The 17505-nt window shown below is 61.7% G+C and carries 15 protein-coding genes and 1 pseudogene; 5 read left to right on the top strand and 11 right to left on the bottom strand.

Annotated features, from left to right (window positions below):
* Window positions 1-89 precede the first annotated feature (89 nt).
* From alr to dadA, 3 genes are all read right to left on the bottom strand, one after another.
* Window positions 90-1163: an alanine racemase gene (gene alr, locus GFU70_RS27735; RefSeq protein WP_153389073.1), complete on the bottom strand. Its 1074-nt coding sequence runs from the start codon at window positions 1161-1163 to the stop codon at window positions 90-92.
* A gap of 96 nt (window positions 1164-1259) precedes the next feature.
* On the bottom strand, window positions 1260-1613 hold the full coding sequence (locus tag GFU70_RS27740) for a RidA family protein (protein ID WP_153389074.1): 354 nt from the start codon (window positions 1611-1613) through the stop codon (window positions 1260-1262).
* The gene (gene dadA / locus GFU70_RS27745) at window positions 1585-2889 is read right to left on the bottom strand and encodes a D-amino acid dehydrogenase (RefSeq protein WP_024618128.1); all 1305 of its coding nucleotides are present in this window, start codon (window positions 2887-2889) and stop codon (window positions 1585-1587) included. The genes GFU70_RS27740 and dadA overlap by 29 nt, the downstream gene beginning before the upstream one ends.
* A gap of 155 nt (window positions 2890-3044) precedes the next feature.
* Here dadA and GFU70_RS27750 point away from each other — a divergent pair, with 155 nt between their 5' ends.
* Window positions 3045-3533, top strand: coding sequence for an Lrp/AsnC ligand binding domain-containing protein (locus GFU70_RS27750; RefSeq protein WP_003206849.1), 489 nt, complete (start codon window positions 3045-3047; stop codon window positions 3531-3533).
* A 39-nt stretch (window positions 3534-3572) separates the two neighbouring features.
* Here the strand turns inward: GFU70_RS27750 and GFU70_RS27755 are convergent, their stop codons facing one another.
* Entirely contained in the window at window positions 3573-3926 is a 354-nt protein-coding gene (locus tag GFU70_RS27755; protein WP_018602566.1) for a YkgJ family cysteine cluster protein, read from the bottom strand.
* Between the two features lie 145 nt (window positions 3927-4071).
* On the opposite strand from GFU70_RS27755, the gene GFU70_RS27760 reads away from it, so the two are divergent.
* Window positions 4072-5385 carry an NAD(P)/FAD-dependent oxidoreductase gene (locus GFU70_RS27760; protein WP_116643604.1) on the top strand — a complete coding sequence of 438 codons (1314 nt, stop codon included), beginning with the start codon at window positions 4072-4074 and terminating at the stop codon, window positions 5383-5385.
* A 112-nt stretch (window positions 5386-5497) separates the two neighbouring features.
* Here the strand turns inward: GFU70_RS27760 and GFU70_RS27765 are convergent, their stop codons facing one another.
* The gene (locus tag GFU70_RS27765; protein ID WP_058543125.1) at window positions 5498-5743 is read right to left on the bottom strand and encodes a DUF1127 domain-containing protein; all 246 of its coding nucleotides are present in this window, start codon (window positions 5741-5743) and stop codon (window positions 5498-5500) included.
* A gap of 179 nt (window positions 5744-5922) precedes the next feature.
* Here GFU70_RS27765 and GFU70_RS27770 point away from each other — a divergent pair, with 179 nt between their 5' ends.
* Entirely contained in the window at window positions 5923-7353 is a 1431-nt protein-coding gene (locus GFU70_RS27770) for a PLP-dependent aminotransferase family protein (protein WP_153389075.1), read from the top strand.
* A 37-nt stretch (window positions 7354-7390) separates the two neighbouring features.
* Here GFU70_RS27770 and GFU70_RS27775 read toward each other — a convergent pair whose 3' ends face one another.
* From GFU70_RS27775 to GFU70_RS27785, 3 genes are all read right to left on the bottom strand, one after another.
* Window positions 7391-9739 carry a fimbria/pilus outer membrane usher protein gene (locus GFU70_RS27775; protein WP_153389076.1) on the bottom strand — a complete coding sequence of 783 codons (2349 nt, stop codon included), beginning with the start codon at window positions 9737-9739 and terminating at the stop codon, window positions 7391-7393.
* Window positions 9740-9807: 68 nt separating this feature from the next.
* Window positions 9808-10512, bottom strand: coding sequence for a fimbria/pilus chaperone family protein (locus tag GFU70_RS27780; protein ID WP_153389077.1), 705 nt, complete (start codon window positions 10510-10512; stop codon window positions 9808-9810).
* A 133-nt stretch (window positions 10513-10645) separates the two neighbouring features.
* Window positions 10646-11293: a DUF1120 domain-containing protein gene (locus tag GFU70_RS27785; RefSeq protein WP_116643601.1), complete on the bottom strand. Its 648-nt coding sequence runs from the start codon at window positions 11291-11293 to the stop codon at window positions 10646-10648.
* 290 nt (window positions 11294-11583) lie between these two features.
* On the opposite strand from GFU70_RS27785, the gene GFU70_RS27790 reads away from it, so the two are divergent.
* Window positions 11584-13122, top strand: a complete 1539-nt coding sequence (locus GFU70_RS27790; protein WP_058543129.1) for a phospholipase D family protein — start codon at window positions 11584-11586, stop codon at window positions 13120-13122.
* A 22-nt stretch (window positions 13123-13144) separates the two neighbouring features.
* Here GFU70_RS27790 and GFU70_RS27795 read toward each other — a convergent pair whose 3' ends face one another.
* A complete protein-coding gene (locus tag GFU70_RS27795) occupies window positions 13145-14287 on the bottom strand; it encodes an MFS transporter (RefSeq protein WP_058543130.1) in 1143 nt (380 codons plus the stop codon).
* A 237-nt stretch (window positions 14288-14524) separates the two neighbouring features.
* Window positions 14525-16018 carry an aldehyde dehydrogenase gene (locus GFU70_RS27800; protein WP_058543131.1) on the bottom strand — a complete coding sequence of 498 codons (1494 nt, stop codon included), beginning with the start codon at window positions 16016-16018 and terminating at the stop codon, window positions 14525-14527.
* A gap of 233 nt (window positions 16019-16251) precedes the next feature.
* Here GFU70_RS27800 and GFU70_RS27805 point away from each other — a divergent pair, with 233 nt between their 5' ends.
* Window positions 16252-16614 (top strand): cupin domain-containing protein, encoded by a 363-nt coding sequence (locus tag GFU70_RS27805; protein ID WP_003206861.1) that lies wholly within the window; start codon window positions 16252-16254, stop codon window positions 16612-16614.
* Between the two features lie 162 nt (window positions 16615-16776).
* Here the strand turns inward: GFU70_RS27805 and GFU70_RS29220 are convergent.
* Window positions 16777-17085, bottom strand: a pseudogene (locus tag GFU70_RS29220) (group II intron maturase-specific domain-containing protein); the annotation flags it as partial.
* Window positions 17086-17505 lie beyond the last annotated feature (420 nt).

A 17505-nucleotide genomic window follows, 5' to 3' on the forward strand; every position in this document is an offset into this window, starting at 1 on the left:
GCGTTATCATGGCGACAGCGTTCAGTATTTACAACACTTTGACCCGAATCCTGTGCGGTGAAGCGACTTTCGGTAGCTGGCGCTTGGTGTCAGCCCCCGGAATAGAGGCGTGGCACCCGCCGCAGGTTGCAGAAAATCTGATAGGGAATCGTGTCGGCGGCCTTGGCAACGTCGCTGGCGAGGATGTGCTTGCCCCACAACTCAACGGTCGAGCCGAGTCCGGCCTGGGGGACATCGGTCAAGTCGACACACAGCATGTCCATCGACACGCGTCCGACCAGTTGGCTGCGCTGCCCATCCACCAGCACCGGTGTACCGGTGGGCGCCTGGCGTGGGTAGCCGTCGGCATACCCCATGGCGACCACGCCGACCCGGGTCGGTTGCGTGGTCACAAAACGGGCACCGTAGCCCACCGGTTCGCCGGCGGGCAATTCGCGCACGCTGATGATCTTCGACTCCAGGGTCATCACCGGTTGCAAGCGCGAGGCAACAGCGTTGGGCTCGTCAAAGGGCGTCGCCCCGTAGAGCATGATGCCCGGGCGTACCCAGTCGCTGGGTATCTGCGGCCAACCCAGCACGGCCGGTGAGTTGCGCAGGCTGATCTGCGCCACCAGGCCCTGGCGGGCCTTGTCGAATATCGCCAGTTGCTCAGTGCTGCTGGGATCGTGCAGTTCATCGGCACGGGCGAAGTGGCTCATCAAGACAATCTTCGCCACCTTGCCGCTGGCGAGCAGGCGACGGTAGGCCGCCTGGTAATCCGCCGGATGCAGGCCGACCCGGTGCATGCCGGAATCGAGCTTGAGCCAGACCGTGATCGGCTGGCTCAGCGCGGCTTTTTCGATCGCTTCAAGCTGCCACAACGAATGCACCACACACCAGAAATCATGCTCGACGATCAACGGCAGCTCACTGGCCTCGAAAAACCCCTCCAACAGCAGGATCGGCCCACGGATCCCGACGGCCCGCAGTTCCAGGGCTTCTTCGATGCAGGCCACGGCGAACCCGTCCGCCGTGTCCTGCAGCGCCTCGGCGCAACGCACCGCGCCGTGTCCGTAGGCGTCGGCCTTGATCACCGCAAGGGCCTTGGCCCCCGTGACTTCGCGGGCCAATTGGTAGTTGTGACGCAGGGCTTGGAGATCGATCAGGGCACGGGCAGGACGCATGGCGGCAGACTTCTAGGCGGTCATGAATAAAACCGGTGCCGGCTGACAGCATGGAACCACCAACAGCACCGGGAGAGGGATCGTTTGGGGCGATATTTAAGGCAGCGCGGCCACGACCGACAGCTCCACCAGGATCTCCGGCTCGCACAGCTTGGCTTGCACCGTGGCACGGGCCGGGGCGACGCCCCTGGGCAACCATTTGTCCCAGACTGCGTTCATGCCTTCGAAGTGGGCGTCGATGTCCTTCAAGTAGATCGTCACCGACAGCAAGCGATTCTTGTCGGTACCGGCCTGGTCCAGCAAGCGCTCGATATTGGCCAGGCTTTCACGGGTTTGCTGTTCAATACCGGCATTCATGTCGTCGCCGACCTGTCCGGCCAGGTAAACGGTGCCGTTGTGCACGACAACCTGGCTCATGCGGTCATTGGTGAGCTGGCGCTGGATTGACATGTTTTGCAGACTCCTGGTGTTTGCTGCCATAACGGGAAATATCGAGGCCTTCGGCGCTGATCTGCGGCTTTTTCTTGGCCATCAGGTCGGCCAACAGGCGACCGGAACCACACGCCATGGTCCATCCGAGGGTGCCGTGGCCGGTGTTCAGGAACAGATTCTTGAAGGGCGTGGCCCCCACGATTGGCGTGCCGTCCGGGGTGGTCGGGCGCAAGCCGGTCCAGAAGCTGGCCTGGGCCAGGTCGCCGCCCTGAGGATAAAGGTCGTTGACGATCATCTCCAGGGTTTCGCGCCGACGCGGGTTGAGGGACAGGTCAAAACCGGCGATTTCCGCCATGCCGCCCACCCGAATGCGGTTGTCGAACCGGGTGATCGCGACCTTGTAGGTTTCGTCGAGAATGGTCGAAGTCGGCGCCATCGCCGGGTTGGTGATCGGCACGGTCAGGGAGTAGCCCTTGAGCGGATAGACCGGTGCACGGATCCCGAGGGGCTTGAGCAGTTGCGGCGAATAGCTGCCCAGGGCGAGGACGTAGCGGTCGGCGGTTTCCAGCTTACCGTCGATCCAGACACCGTTGATGCGGTCACCGGCGAAGTCCAGGCGCTGGATATCCTGGCCGAAGCGGAATTGCACACCGAGCTTCTCGGCCATTTCCGCCAGGCGCGTGGTAAACATCTGGCAGTCACCAGTCTGGTCGTTAGGCAGGCGCAAGGCGCCGGCCAGAATGTCGGTGACATTGGCCAAGGCTGGTTCAACCCGGGCAATGCCCTCGCGGTCGAGCACTTCGAACGGCACACCCGACTCTTTCAACACCGCGATGTCTTTTGCCGCGCCATCGAGCTGGGCCTGGGTGCGGAACAGTTGGGTGGTCCCCAGGCTACGGCCCTCGTAGGCAATGCCGGTTTCGGCGCGCAGCTCGTCGAGGCAGTCACGGCTGTACTCGGACAGGCGCACCATGCGCTCCTTGTTGATGGCATAGCGGCTGGCGGTGCAGTTGCGCAGCATCTGTGCCATCCACAGGTACTGGTCGATGTCGGCGGTAGCCTTGATCGCCAGCGGCGCGTGGCGTTGCAGCAGCCATTTGATGGCCTTGAGCGGTACGCCCGGTGCGGCCCACGGCGAGGCATAACCCGGGGACACCTGGCCGGCGTTGGCGAAACTGGTTTCCATGGCAGGCGCCGGCTGACGGTCGACCACCACCACTTCAAACCCGGCACGGGCCAGATAATAAGCACTGACGGTACCGATGACGCCGCTACCCAAGACCAGAACGCGCATGTTGATGCCCTCATCGCGGATAACCGCTGACGTTTGTTGTACATAGCTTTGATGGTCGCAGTGTAAAAAAGATTAGCCAGTGCTTTTCACTATATAAACGCCTATATTTGGCGAGAATTCTCGGCAGAAACCCTTTTCACGGAGGCGCATCACCTGTGCGTACCAACACCCAGACCAAACGTGAGCTGGACAAGATCGACCGCAATATCCTGCGCATTCTCCAGGCGGACGGGCGCATCTCCTTCACCGAGCTGGGGGAAAAGGTCGGCCTCTCCACCACGCCTTGCACCGAGCGGGTACGGCGCCTGGAGCGCGAGGGCATCATCATGGGCTACAACGCCCGGCTCAATCCGCAGCACTTGAAAGGTAGCCTGCTGGTGTTTGTCGAGATCAGCCTTGACTACAAATCCGGCGACACTTTCGAAGAGTTCCGACGCGCGGTGCTGAAACTGCCTCACGTGCTGGAATGTCACCTGGTGTCAGGGGACTTTGACTATCTGGTGAAAGCACGGATTTCCGAGATGGCTTCGTATCGCAAGCTGCTGGGTGACATCCTGCTCAAGCTGCCCCATGTGCGCGAATCCAAGAGCTATATCGTGATGGAGGAAGTGAAGGAGAGCTTGAACCTGCCGATTCCGGATTGAGCCTGGCTCGCGAAGGCCGCGACTCGGTATCCGTACCTGCTAGACCAACACCTGCCGGGTGCTGGCCATGTACTCATGAATCTGCTTCTCGACTCGTGGATGAATCAGTTCCACCGGCCGCCGTCCATTGGGACACGGCAAGGTCGCGGTGGTGCCGAAGAGCCGGCAGATCAGCGGGCGCTCGTCGTAGACGGTGCAACCGTTGGGTCCCAGGTGCACGCAGTCGAGCGCGTCCATGGCCGCGTCTTGTTCGGCGCGGGTCTTGCGGGGCAAACGGGCCATTTCCTCGGGCGAGGTGGTCACCGGACCACAGCAGTCATGGCAGCCCGGTACGCACTCGAACGAGGGAATCTGCTGGCGTAGCGTGCGGATTTTTTGACTGTTGCAGCTCATCGAGTCGATTACCGAAGGAGATGGTCTAGGATTTTGCCTTAAAAGCCGCGCGCCAGACAGCGCGAACCGACCGGTGTTGCCCAGCGGGGAATCCCCGGCTTATGCTCCGTAAAATTTCTCAAACACAAGAATCAGGATTACGCACATGAACGCCCGTGTTCAGCAACCTGTCCCGAGCCACGCGCACGCCGCCTCTTATTACGCCGCCAGCAGCCTGCCACAGCCGGACCATCCGCTGCTGCAGGGTGAGTTGCTGGCGGATGTCTGCGTGGTTGGCGGCGGGTTCTCCGGCTTGAACACGGCGATCGAACTGGCCGAGCGCGGCATGAGCGTGGTGCTGCTGGAAGCGCATCGGATCGGCTGGGGCGCCAGCGGGCGCAACGGTGGCCAGTTGATTCGTGGCGTCGGCCATGGTCTCGATCAGTTTGCGCCGATCATCGGTGCCGACGGCGTGCGCCAGATGAAACTCATGGGCCTTGAGGCCGTGGAAATCGTCCGACAGCGCGTCGAGCGTTTCCAGATCCCGTGCGACCTCACCTGGGGCTACTGCGACCTCGCCAACAAGCCTGGCGACCTGGAAGGCTTCGCCGAAGACGCCGAAGAATTGCGCAGCCTGGGTTATCGCCATCCGACCCGACTGCTGCAAGCCAACGAAATGCACAGCGTCGTGGGTTCGGATCGTTACGTCGGTGGGTTGATCGACATGGGCTCTGGCCATCTGCATCCACTGAACCTGGCCGTGGGCGAAGCTGCCGCCGCGCAACAGCTGGGGGTCAGGCTGTTCGAGCAATCGGCAGTCACACGCATCGACTACGGTCCTGAAGTGAAGGTGCACACCCACCAGGGCTCGGTCCGCGCCAAGACGCTGGTACTGGGCTGCAACGCCTACCTCAATGGACTCAATCCGCAACTGGGCGGCAAAGTGTTGCCGGCTGGCAGCTACATCATTGCAACCGAACCCTTGAGCCAGGCCCAGGCACAGGCGTTGTTGCCGCAGAACATGGCGGTCTGCGATCAACGCGTGGCCCTGGATTACTACCGGCTTTCGGCGGATCGACGCTTGCTGTTTGGCGGAGCCTGTCACTATTCCGGCCGCGACCCACAGGACATCGGCGCCTACATGCGTCCGAAAATGCTCAAGGTTTTCCCGCAATTGGCGGATGTGAAAATCGATTATCAGTGGGGCGGGATGATCGGCATCGGGGCCAACCGTTTGCCGCAGATTGGCAAGCTCAAGGACCAACCCAACGTGTATTACGCCCAGGCCTATTCCGGCCATGGGGTGAATGCCACGCACCTGGCCGGCAAGCTGTTGGCCGAAGCCATCAGCGGTCAGCAAAGCACTGGGTTCGATCTGTTCGCCCAGGTCCCGCACATGACCTTCCCGGGCGGCAAGCATCTGCGTTCGCCACTGCTGGCGCTGGGGATGTTGTGGCATCGCTTGAAAGAGTTGGTTTAAAGAACTCAGCGCTACTCATAACGCTATCGCGGGCAGGCCTTGCTCCCACAAGCCATTCCAATCTGTGGGAGCAAGGCTTGCCCGCGATAGCCATCTCAGGGCCAGCACCGCTTCAAAGCCGCCAGAACGGTTTCAATCCCTCCTCCCGCGCCTGCTCCCGCGTCAGCCCGATATCACGCAACTGTTCGGGTGTAAGTTCCAACAAGGCTTTGCGTGTATGCAGACGATGCCAGAGCAGGGCCCAACGGCTCAGGCCGGACGGCGGATTACGCAGCATCGCGCTGCGCAGCCCCTTCTCCTGCCCTGCCACCAGTTCCTGACTGTGTAACGTCAGCCGCACATCGCTCAAGCCGTTCATTTTGATCGCTCCTGTTTACTTGGGTAGCCAGAGGTTTCATGATGCGCGGACGGTCAAAAGCAATACAGATTCAACTCATTTCTTTTATAAGCATACAGATTCGGTATTTCCGGCACTGAATTGTCATTTTCCACCTCAACTGTATCGGTTGCAGTGGTCCATCTCATCGGGAGCGCACCATGACCCTCTACGTGAACCTCGCCGAATTGCTGGGTACCCGCATCGAACAGGGCTTCTACCGCCCCGGCGACAGGCTGCCATCTGTGCGGGCATTGAGCACGGAACATGGGGTCAGCTTGAGTACGGTGCAGCAGGCCTATCGCGTGCTGGAAGACAGTGGGCTGGCGATGCCGAGACCCAAGTCCGGCTACTTCGTACCCGTGGGCCGCGACCTGCCCGACCTGCCGGCGGTAGGCCGTCCGGCCCAGCGCCCTGTGGATATTTCCCAGTGGGACCAGGTACTGGAGCTGATCCGCGCCGTACCGCGCCCGGACGTGGTGCAGCTGGGACGCGGCATGCCGGATATCAACTCGCCGACCATGAAACCGCTGCTGCGCAGCCTGGCGCAGATCAGCCGTCGACAAGACATGCCCGGCCTGTATTACGACAATATCTACGGCAACCTCGCGCTACGTGAACAGATCGCCCGGCTGTCGCTGGACTCCGGCTGCCAGTTGGGGCCCAACGATGTGATCGTCACCACCGGCTGCCATGAGGCGCTGTCGGTCAGCATTCGCGCCACTTGCGAACAAGGCGATATCGTCGCGGTGGATTCACCCAGTTTTCACGGGGCCATGCAAACCCTCAAGGGCCTGGGCATGAAGGCTTTGGAGATTCCTACCGACCCGCTCACCGGCATCAGCCTGGATGCACTGGAACTGGCGCTGGAGCAATGGCCCATCAAAGCCATACAGTTGACCCCCAGCTGCAATAACCCGTTGGGCTACATCATGCCCGACGCCAATAAACGCGCACTGCTGAACCTGGCACAGCGCTTCGACGTGGCGATCATTGAAGATGATGTGTATGGAGAATTGGCCTACACGTACCCTCGCCCACGCACCATCAAATCCTTCGACGAAGACGGCCGCGTCCTGCTCTGCAGTTCATTTTCCAAGACCTTGGCTCCAGGCCTGCGCATTGGCTGGGTCGCCCCTGGCCGGTATCTGGAGCGGGTGCTGCACATGAAATACATCAGCACCGGTTCCACCGCGCCACAACCGCAGATCGCCATTGCCGAATTTCTCAAGGGGGGGCATTTCGAGCCCCATTTACGTCGGATGCGCACGCAATACCAGCGTAATCGCGACGTGATGATCGATTGGGTCAGCCGTTATTTCCCCCACGGCACCCGGGCCAGCCGGCCCCGGGGCAGCTTCATGCTCTGGGTCGAGCTACCAGAAGGTTTCGATACCTTGAAGCTCAACCGCATGCTCCATGATCAGGGCGTTCAAATCGCCGTCGGCAGTATCTTCTCGGCGTCTGGCAAATACCGTAATTGCCTGCGCATGAACTACGCTGCCAAGCCGACCCCGCAAATCGAAGAGGCGGTGCGCAAGGTAGGTGCGGTCGCGATCAGGCTGCTGAACGATACCCCGTTACCTGCATGAACCTCGATCGGCCCGGCGCCTTGGCTGGCTTGGCACATCATCGCGCCTGACAAACCACGTCGGCGCTGTCATACGGTCCTGAAGCCGCCGGCAACCGACCCGTATCAAGCTCCAGGCTGCAAGCGCGGCCCTCGGAAAGCAACACCCGCAACCGAACCACTGCAGGTGCGTGATCCAGGTACACCAGGCCCGTATCGACCACCGAGGTCAGGTACTGATTGTGTTCGTCATACACCCCAAGGCCCTTGCTCACAGGCACCCCCTCGTCGGTGCGTATGCTCAGCATCAGGCGACGAACCGAACCCGCCTGGAAGTCGAGCCGCGGCACGGCGCCACGTGCAGCCAGTACTTCTTGAAATCCATTGGGTACATCGAGGTTGCGTGGCAGGCTGGACGTATCGATTTCAATCCGACAGGCCTGGTAGGCGGACAAACTGGACGCCACCGCGCGTCCTCCGGCGTCGGTCCAGACGGGACCGTGGGGCGTGCCAATCCTGATTCCCGCGTCATCGCCGACCTTGATCAGGCCAAAGGTATCGCGCAAAGGATAAGGCGAAGGCGTCATGCCGTCCTCGTGCAACGCCAAGCCGCCGCGCAGGGCCAGATCATAATGACGGGCCCCGGCGCCATTGCGGGAGAGGCCGATGTCCACGCTGGTATAACGCGGCAAGGCGTTGAGTCTGGCGTTGAGATCGTTCTGGCCACTGGCCGAGCGGTCGACACCGACGCTATAGCCCAGGCTATCGCTGAGCTGCTCGGTGTAACGAGCTCCGGTACGCAGCCCTCGATCATCATCCTGGCGGGCGAAGGTACTGATCCTTCGGTTGCGCCCCAGGGGCACGCTGAGGTTCGCGGACATGCCGGTATTGCGTGCTTGCCCGACATGCTCGTGTTGCACACTCAATGACAGGGTCGTCCTGTCGAATGTTCGGGACCAAGCCGTGCTGATTCGTGCGGCATCCCTCCCCATGGCCCCGGAATAACGCGTCAGCGATCCACTGAGCGCCCCCCATCGCGGATCGGCACGTCGCAAGGAGATGGCCCAGTGACGCTCTGCCCAAGCGAGTCGATCATCGGTCGCGGCGTCCAGCCCCGTCTCAGCCAGATGCCGGAAACCACCGCTGCGTCGCCCCGTCGTCAACCCGATCGAAAACCTATCGTTCAGAACCGTGTTCAACGCGGCCTGCAGGTCATGCCCCTGAGTACCCCGGGCCGTGCGCGAACCTAGCTGCTGGAACCGCGCCGTCATGTTACGCGTCAGCGCCTGCTCGATTCCCCATCCCATGGAGCGATATTCGTCAGCGCCCATCACCCCGGCGCTGAACTGCGTTGCCTGCCCAAACCGCCAGTCCCGGCTCAGGGCGAAAAACGACGGCGTATCACGCTCATCGTTGTTGAGCCGCCGCACCTTGCCGACCGCCAGCGCATAGCTGGGCGCGGTTCTCAGGCTCACCGGACGCAGGTTGGCGGCGGGGACACGGAAATCACGGCGCTCGCCATTTTCTTCAAGGACGCTCACGTCCAGGTCGAGACGCTGGCTGAGCAGGGGCAAGTCGCTCAGTGTGAAAGGCCCCGCGGGCACCAACGTGTTAAAGATCACCACACCGCTTTGCCGGACTTCGACCCGCGCTGTCGAGTAGGCGAGCCCTTGCACCACCGCTCCGCCGCCCACGCCACCACTTGCTTGCGAGAGCGCCGTTTCCGGAAGAATCTGCGCGCCGAAAAAGGGTTCGCCCGCAAACAACGATGAGCGCATGTTCAACTGCCCCAACTGAACCTGCGCTCCGTAGCGCTCCCAGGTCTTTGAAGCCTGGGTGTACAGCGTTTCGAAACGCGTTACACCTGCAAAAGAGGTGTAGTTCTGACGGCTGCGCACCACCCAATCGCCAGCGTTGAATCCCAACTCGGTGCCCAGGCTGCGGTATGGGCTGGACTGCCCGGCGGCAGAACCGTTTACCATCAGCGCATCATAGTTGATGACACCGGCCATCCCGCCCGACGTCCAGGCGTCCCGGCGGGTCGCCGCAGCGAGCAACCAGTCGGTGGGCACCAGCAGGCGCACCAGGTTCAGCCCCGGCTCAAGCCATACCTGGGCCCCGGACAGGCTTTCAGTCACCCGTGAACACGGCACCTTCCCGGCGTCGGGATGCAGGCCTGATGGCGCAGCTATTGCCGCCCGATCCAGCAGGTCCGCATCCAGGCATAGCTGTCCTTGCTCGTCAAAAGTGGCCATTACCTGCCCCGCCGATGCGCCATTGACGCTCAAGGAGATCAGATGGCGCCCGGCCGCGAAGCGCGGCGCATCGCGAAAATACTCGGCGATCTGCGGATCAAGCCCTCGGGCCTCGAGTACTGATCGGTCGAACTCGGCGAAGGTCCGGGCCATGGTCCCCGCCTGTGCTATCCCAAGCAAGGCCAAGCCACCGGCCAGGCGAAATAAGACTCGAAAACGCACTATTGCAAACTCAAATGTGCGTCATAGCTGTCAGTTGCAAAACCGTAAGTGGTCGCGGGAAACAGCCGGACATGGGTAGCCAGACTCGAAGGCGTACTCAGTGTCAGTACTTCGCCGGGCAGGATATAAGTGCGTCCGAGGTCCAGCATTGCGCCCCCAGGAATCAGACTCACCGACCGCGCCAGTCGGACAACATAGGGACTGGGATTGTTTACGCGGACCAGGCCACCCTTGGCGCTCCAGACCAACCGCTTCCACGGTGCTCGCTCAACCGCGAGCCCGGCGGGGCGAAGAATCACCGGAATATTCTGCCGCACGCCCATGGCGATCTGTGCGCCATTGCCCGCCGGACGCGACTGGATGCCCTCGAACTGCACGCGCTTGAGCCGCTCCGTCTTCAGGGGGACAGTGGTGTGCAGGATAAAGCGCACTTGCTGGCTCTGGCCCGGTTCGACCCGGGCCACTGGCGGACTCAGAACCAGCAAAGGGTCCTGGTCCTGCGGAAGATGAATGACCGAGCTATGAAGCAATGCCGGCTGAGCATCGGTGTTCCTGACGGTGAGTGTCGCCTCGCCCTTGCCTTGGTCGACGATCACGACCGGCGTCTCCGGGACCATGCCGGCGCCTTGGACACTTTGGACGATAAACGCCAGGCACAGCGCGACTACCACGCTGAGCTTCGGCGAAGATATTGGGGAAAACATGGGAATCTCCAGAGGGTGTCAGCCGGGCAGGAAAAACGGCGTAGCCCGCACCCGGCCAACCCGCCGGAGCGTGGCCCTTTCAGGCAAGCAGGCGGCTTTCAAGCGCCTGCCACGCTCCGTCATGGGTCAGGACTCAGAGGTAGAACACATCGAACGTCACCGAACCGTCGAGATCGAACTCGTCGTTGGTTGGCGGCAATTCGGAAGTCGGTCGAATGGAGGCGACTACCTGCATCGGGAAGCTGTGCAGACTGGCAGCGACTGGGCCCGCCAACACATTCGCCCCCCAGGAATAAGCCGGTGTATTGGCCACCAGGCCGTTGGTGGACACTTGCCAGGCCGGATTGGCGGACGTACGCATCAGCAAGGTCTGCGGGCTGCCGTCAGCCATTGGTTGGCCGGACAATAAACCGAAACCACCGATCCCCTCGCCCTGGGTGCTGCCCAGGCCGAAGTAAAGGTCGTTATCTCGACGGCCATTGAAAACCAGTCCCGGCACCTTGGTAGCGCCGCGGTTATCGGTGACGGCAACTTCCACCGCCGCGGGTGCGTCACAAGAAATATTCAGCATGATGTCACGAGGCGGCAGATCGTTCTGCCGGTCAGGGGCCAGGGTTGAAGAGAAGATCCGTCCCAGATTGACCTCATTGCCACCGGCGAACGCCGGCACACAAGTGGTCGGGATAACGCGGCCGGTCACGCTCAAGTCGACACTGGCAGCCTGGGCGGCGAACGGGATTAATGTGGCAGCGGCCAGTGTGCCGGCGAGAATTATTTTCATGCTCATGGACCTGTTGAATGGTTGGAAAACATCCGTGACGCAACTGCGAGACTTCACTGCTGCGAACACCCACGCATAGTTGCCCGTCGAGTAGGATTTTTCTGTAGGAGGAAGCTCTGTTAATTGCAGTATTCCTCAACAAGGCTCGTGGCTTTTTCGACCTACACAGCCAATGAGCCGCCAGGCTGCGTCGCGTTTCGAGCGGGCGTGAAAAATCCGAAGCCGTGCCATACTTCGCTTTTCTCAAAGCCGGATGACCTCGTTTGAGACAGCACCTTGCTCTGCCATTCATGCTGTTGATCGCCATGCTGCTCAATGGCTGCGCGAGCCTTGATGTAGTGCGCGAGCCCAGCCAGGCGCTACCGGCGACAGATTCCGCCTTCGGCCGTTCGGTTCAGTCCCAGGCCGCACCACATGAAGGTCGCTCAGGCTTTCGCCTGTTGGCCGACAGCACCGACGCCTTCATCGCCCGGGCCGAGTTGATTCGCCACGCCCAAGGCAGCCTGGATTTGCAGTACTACATCGTCCATGACGGCATCAGCACCCGAATGCTGGTGGACGAACTGCTCAAGGCCGCAGATCGCGGCGTACGCGTGCGCATCCTGCTGGATGACACCACCAGCGACGGCCAGGATCAGATCATCGCCACCCTCGCCGCTCATCCGCAGATCCAGATCCGCCTGTTCAACCCGCTGCACCTGGGACGCGCCACCGGCGTGACCCGCAGCCTCGGTCGCCTGCTCAACCTGTCACAGCAACACCGCCGGATGCACAACAAACTGTGGCTGGCGGACAACAGCATGGCCATCGTCGGCGGCCGCAACCTGGGCGACGAGTATTTCGACGCCGAACCCAACCTGAACTTCACCGACATCGACCTGCTCGGTGTCGGCCCGGTGGCTGAACAATTGGGGCACAGCTTCGACCAATACTGGAACAGCGCCCTGAGCAAACCCATCGAACAGTTCCTGTCCCGTCGCCCCACGCCCAAGGACCTGGCCAACAACCGCCTGCGCCTGCAAGAGTCCCTGGAGCAGACCCAAAAGGAAAATCACGCGCTCTACCAGCAGTTGACCGCCTACAAGACCCAACCGCGCCTGGACATTTGGCGCAACCAGTTGATCTGGGCCTGGAACACAGCGCTGTGGGACGCGCCCAGCAAAGTGCTGGCCAAGGACGAGCCGGACCCGCAGTTGTTGCTGACCACGCAACTGGCCCCCGAGCTGACCGGCGTCAGCAAAGAGCTGATCATGATTTCCGCCTACTTCGTCCCCGGCCAGCCAGGTTTGGTGTACCTGACCAGTCGCGCCGATGCCGGCGTGTCGGTGAGCCTGCTGACCAACTCCCTGGAAGCTACCGACGTGCCCGCGGTGCACGGCGGCTATGCGCCGTACCGCAAGGCCTTGTTGCAACATGGCGTACGCCTGTTCGAGCTGCGACGACAACCGGGCGACACCGGCAGCAGCCCTCACCTGTTCTACAGCAAATCCTACGGCCAATCGGACTCCAGCCTGCACAGCAAGGCGATCATCTTCGACCAGCAGAAATCGTTCATCGGCTCGTTCAATTTCGACCCGCGCTCGGTGCTGTGGAACACCGAAGTCGGCGTACTGGTGGACAGCCCTGAACTCGCCGGCCAAGTCCGTGAGCTGGCCTTGCAGGGCATGGCGCCGGCCCTGAGTTATCAGGCCAGGCTGGAGCACGGAAGGCTTGTATGGACCACCGAAGACAACGGCCAGATACACGACCTGGACCGCGAACCGGGCAGTTGGTGGCGCCGGTTCAATGCCTGGTTCAGCACGACGATCGGGCTGGAGCGGATGTTGTAGGCCTGCTCAAACCGCTGTGGGCTCAGGCTGTTTGGCTCGCCCCGAACGCCCCTTGGCGCATTAGCAGAATCACCAGGCCAAACGCCCCTGCCGCCATGAACAAAGGCAGCGCATGCCCGCTGATCCACTGGCTGCCCGCTCCCGCCGCCAGTGGGCCGATCAGGCAACCAAGGCCCCACAGTTGCGCGACATGGGCATTGGCCCGCACCAGCGCATCGTCGCGATAACGCTCGCCGATCAGGATCAGCGACAACGTGAACAACCCACCGGCACTGGCACCGAACAGCACCCACAACGGCCAGATCAACAGGGTATCGATCAACAGCGGAACCGCCAGGCTCGATAACGTCAGCGCCACCGCACACCCCGTCAACAGCGCCCGGCGAGACACGCGATCGGCCAGGGCGCCGATGGGCAACTGCAACAAGGCATCGCCGACCACCACGGTGCTGACCATTGCCAGCGCGATGTCGGCAGTGAAGCCCTGGCGCAGGCAATACACCGGCAGCAACGTGAGGATCATGGCCTCGAACGCGGCGAACAACGAGACCGCCCAGGCAATCGCCGGCAAGCCTCGGCAAAACGTCCACAAGTCGCTAAACGTAACGCTGCCGGCCTCGCTGCTCGGCGCACCGCTGCGGCCCAGCAACAGCAAAGGTGCGACCAGCAGCAGGCCGACGCCCACCCAGAACCCATAGTCATGATCGGTCCCCAGCGCGCCCAGCAGCAGCGGGCCGGACAACTGGCTCAGGGCGTAGCAGCTGCCGTACAGCGCCACCAGTCGCCCACGCCATTGTTCAATGACCAGTTGATTGATCCAGCTTTCACCGAGAATGAACACCAGGGTCAGGACCACGCCAATCACCAGGCGCAGCAGCAACCAGACCGGATAGCTGGGCAACAGTGCCAGCAACCCGATGGACACTGCGCCGCCCCACAGGCACAGGCGCATCAACGCTGCCGTACCGAACCGCGCCGCCAACCGGCTCGACACCTTGGCCCCAAGCAACACCCCTACGGCCGGCATGGCGGCCATCACGCCAATGGCGAACGAGCCATAGCCCCAGCCCTCCAGGCGCAGCGACACCAGCGGCATGCTCACGCCCAGGGCCAGGCCGACACTCAGGACAGATGCCAATACGGCGAAATAGGTCGCCCAACGCATTTCCACGCTCCTGTGGACAGTGATCGGTTTTTCAGACACCACTCAAAACAAAGTGGGAGCAAGCTTGCTCGCGATGACGGCGCAACATTCAACAAAGTCGTCGTCTGTCATACCGCTATCGCGAGCAAGCTCGCTCCCACAGGGATTTGTGTCGACCGCCAATCTTCCGCTCATCCCCGCTCCCACAGGGGGAATCAGCGCTGCATGACACCCCGCACAGATCCGGGGCCGCCTCTGTCAGAGCTTGATCCAGGTCGACTTCAGCTCGGTGTACTTGTCGAACGCATGCAGCGACTTGTCGCGACCGTTGCCCGATTGCTTGAAACCACCGAACGGCGCGGTCATGTCGCCGCCGTCGTACTGGTTGACCCATACGCTACCGGCACGCAGGGCCTTGGCGGTCAGGTGGGCCTTGGAGATGTCCTTGGTCCATACCGCTGCGGCCAGGCCGTACGGTGTGTCGTTGGCGATCTCGATGGCCTGCTCGGCGGTGTCGAAGGCAATGACCGACAGCACCGGGCCGAAAATCTCTTCCTGGGCGATTTTCATCGCGTTGCTCACGCCATCGAAAATTGTCGGCTCGACGTAGGTGCCGCCCGTTTCCTCAAGGATGCGCTTGCCGCCGGCCACCAATTTGGCGCCGTCGCTGTGCCCGGCCTCAATGTAGGACAGCACGGTGTTCATCTGCTGGGTATCGACCAGGGCGCCGACATTGGTGGCCGGGTCCAGGGGGTTGCCAGGCTTCCAGCCCTTGAGGGCTTCGATCACCAGTGGCAGGAACGTGTCCTTGATGGAGCGCTCCACCAACAGCCGCGAGCCGGCGGTGCAGACCTCGCCCTGGTTGAAGGCGATGGCGCTGGCGGCGGATTCGGCGGCGGCTTGCAGGTCCGGGGCATCGGCGAACACGATGTTCGGGCTCTTGCCGCCGGCTTCCAGCCAGATACGCTTCATATTGGATTCGCCGGAGTAGATCATCAGTTGCTTGGCGATCTTGGTAGAGCCGGTGAACACCAGCGTATCGACGTCCATATGCAGGGCCAGGGCCTTGCCGACGGTGTGGCCATAGCCTGGCAGCACGTTCAGCACGCCTTTGGGAATACCGGCCTCGATCGCCAGTGCGGCGATACGGATGGCGGTCAGCGGGGATTTTTCCGACGGTTTGAGCACCACCGAGTTACCGGTGGACAGCGCCGGGCCGAGTTTCCAGCAGGCCATCATCAACGGGAAGTTCCATGGCACGATAGCGCCCACGACACCCACCGGCTCACGGGTTACCAGGCCCAACTGGTCGTGGGGGGTGGCCGCCACTTCGTCGTAGAGCTTGTCGATGGCTTCGCCGCTCCAGCTCAAGGCTTGGGCCGCGCCGGGAACATCGATATTGAGGGAATCGCTGATCGGCTTGCCCATGTCCAGGGTTTCGAGCAGGGCCAGTTCTTCGGCATGCTGCTTGAGCAGGCCGGCGAAACGAATCATGGTGGCTTTGCGCTTGCTTGGGGCCAGCCGCGACCAGGCGCCGGAATTGAACGTGGCACGAGCGTTTTCGACCGCACGCTGGGCGTCGGCCACGTCACAGCTGGCGACCTTGCCCAGCAAGCGGCCATCGACCGGGCTGAGGCAATCGAAGGTTTCGCCGGACACCGCATCGGTGTACTCGCCGTTGATGAAGGCGCGGCCTTCGATCTTCAGGTCGCGGGCGCGTTGTTCCCAGTCGGCACGAGTCAGGGTGGTCATGCGTGTGTCCTCCTCTTATTGAGTACGAACGCCGCGCAATGCGCAGCGCTCAAAAGAATTCTGCCCGGCCAGCCTGTTTTCGACGCTATTTTCGACACGGGCACCCGCCACCCTAAACCAGCGACCGGTCATGTTTCAATATATTTGACACTACGCGGGCAAACGGCCTTGCGATGTTCATTTTAATAAACATAGACTCGAAGCCTTCCAAGCGATCACTGGGGATCACCCGCATGAGCATTCAGGACATTGTCGATTTCAGCCAAGCCAATACCACCGCCGAACGCTATCGCCCGGACCCGGCCAAGGTGTTCAAGGGCGACCCCGAACAAACAGTGTTCAACCACTACAGCAGCCCCTGCGGGCAAATGAATGCTGGCGTATGGGAAGGCGCCGTCGGCCAGTGGACGGTCAATTACACCGAGCATGAGTATTGCGAGATCGTCCAGGGCGTTTCCGTGCTGCGGGACGACGATGGCAATGCCAAGACCCTGCGGGCCGGCGACCGTTTCGTGATTCCAGCGGGGTTCAAGGGTACTTGGGAAGTGTTGGAGCCGTGCCGCAAGATTTACGTGGTGTTCGAACAGAAGGCTTGAGGATTTTGCGTGGCCTGGGCAGGCCTCATCACCAGACCGTATGACGCCTGAGATCCCTGTGAGAGCTTGCTCGCGATGAGGCCCTCACAGGATCGAGTAGGAGGCGGCCTTACAGCCGCCGTCCTCTCACACCACCGTACGTACGGTTCCGTATACGGCGGTTCAGGTTACACGGCTAAGCCGGTTTATCGTATCCAGTATCGAGAGCAATCCGAGCTGATTCCACAGTTTCTTCGGTAGCGCCTGATTCATATGTGACGCTCCCGAGTTCCACCATGGGCCTCGCCCGTTGAATGCTGATGTACAGGCTCGCGCTTCGCTAAGGCCTAGGCGTATCAGGTTGCGCGCCCTCGTCGAGGGCTGCTTCCATTGGCGCCAGATGACACATCGAAGCTTACGTCGTACCCAACCGTCCAGTTCCTCAAGGGCTCGCTTGTTCTGACTGCGCTTGAAGTAGCCCGCCCAGCCTTGAGGATCGGCCAATACTGATTCGTGTAGTCCGCCAATTGCTCCACCGTCATGCCATCGGCACCCGGTGCGCCCTTGTTGCTGACCACGCGTTGGTACGCACGCCGCAGGTTGGCGGGCGCAAGCACCCGCTCCATCAGCGTGTCCGGCTCCGCGTTCGTCCACGTCACAGACGCCGTCGATGTTTGTGCCCTACCAGCCGTCATCCTCGGATACCGTCCGGGACTTGGGGTAGCAGTTTTATCTTGGAGAATATTCCGCGTTTCAACATTCGACGAGACTCTGACGCCTACCGGCGGCATAACCTGTTCGGCCCTTGGTGACGTGGTTATCCGTCACTTACTACGGCCTCGGCTGACTTCTGCACGCTCATCCCGTCGCCTCTCGACGCTCGGTAGCACAGTGGCAAGCCTGCAGATCTCC

Origin of the sequence: Pseudomonas brassicacearum, assembly GCF_009601685.2 — a bacterium.
GTDB lineage: Bacteria > Pseudomonadota > Gammaproteobacteria > Pseudomonadales > Pseudomonadaceae > Aquipseudomonas > Aquipseudomonas kilonensis_B.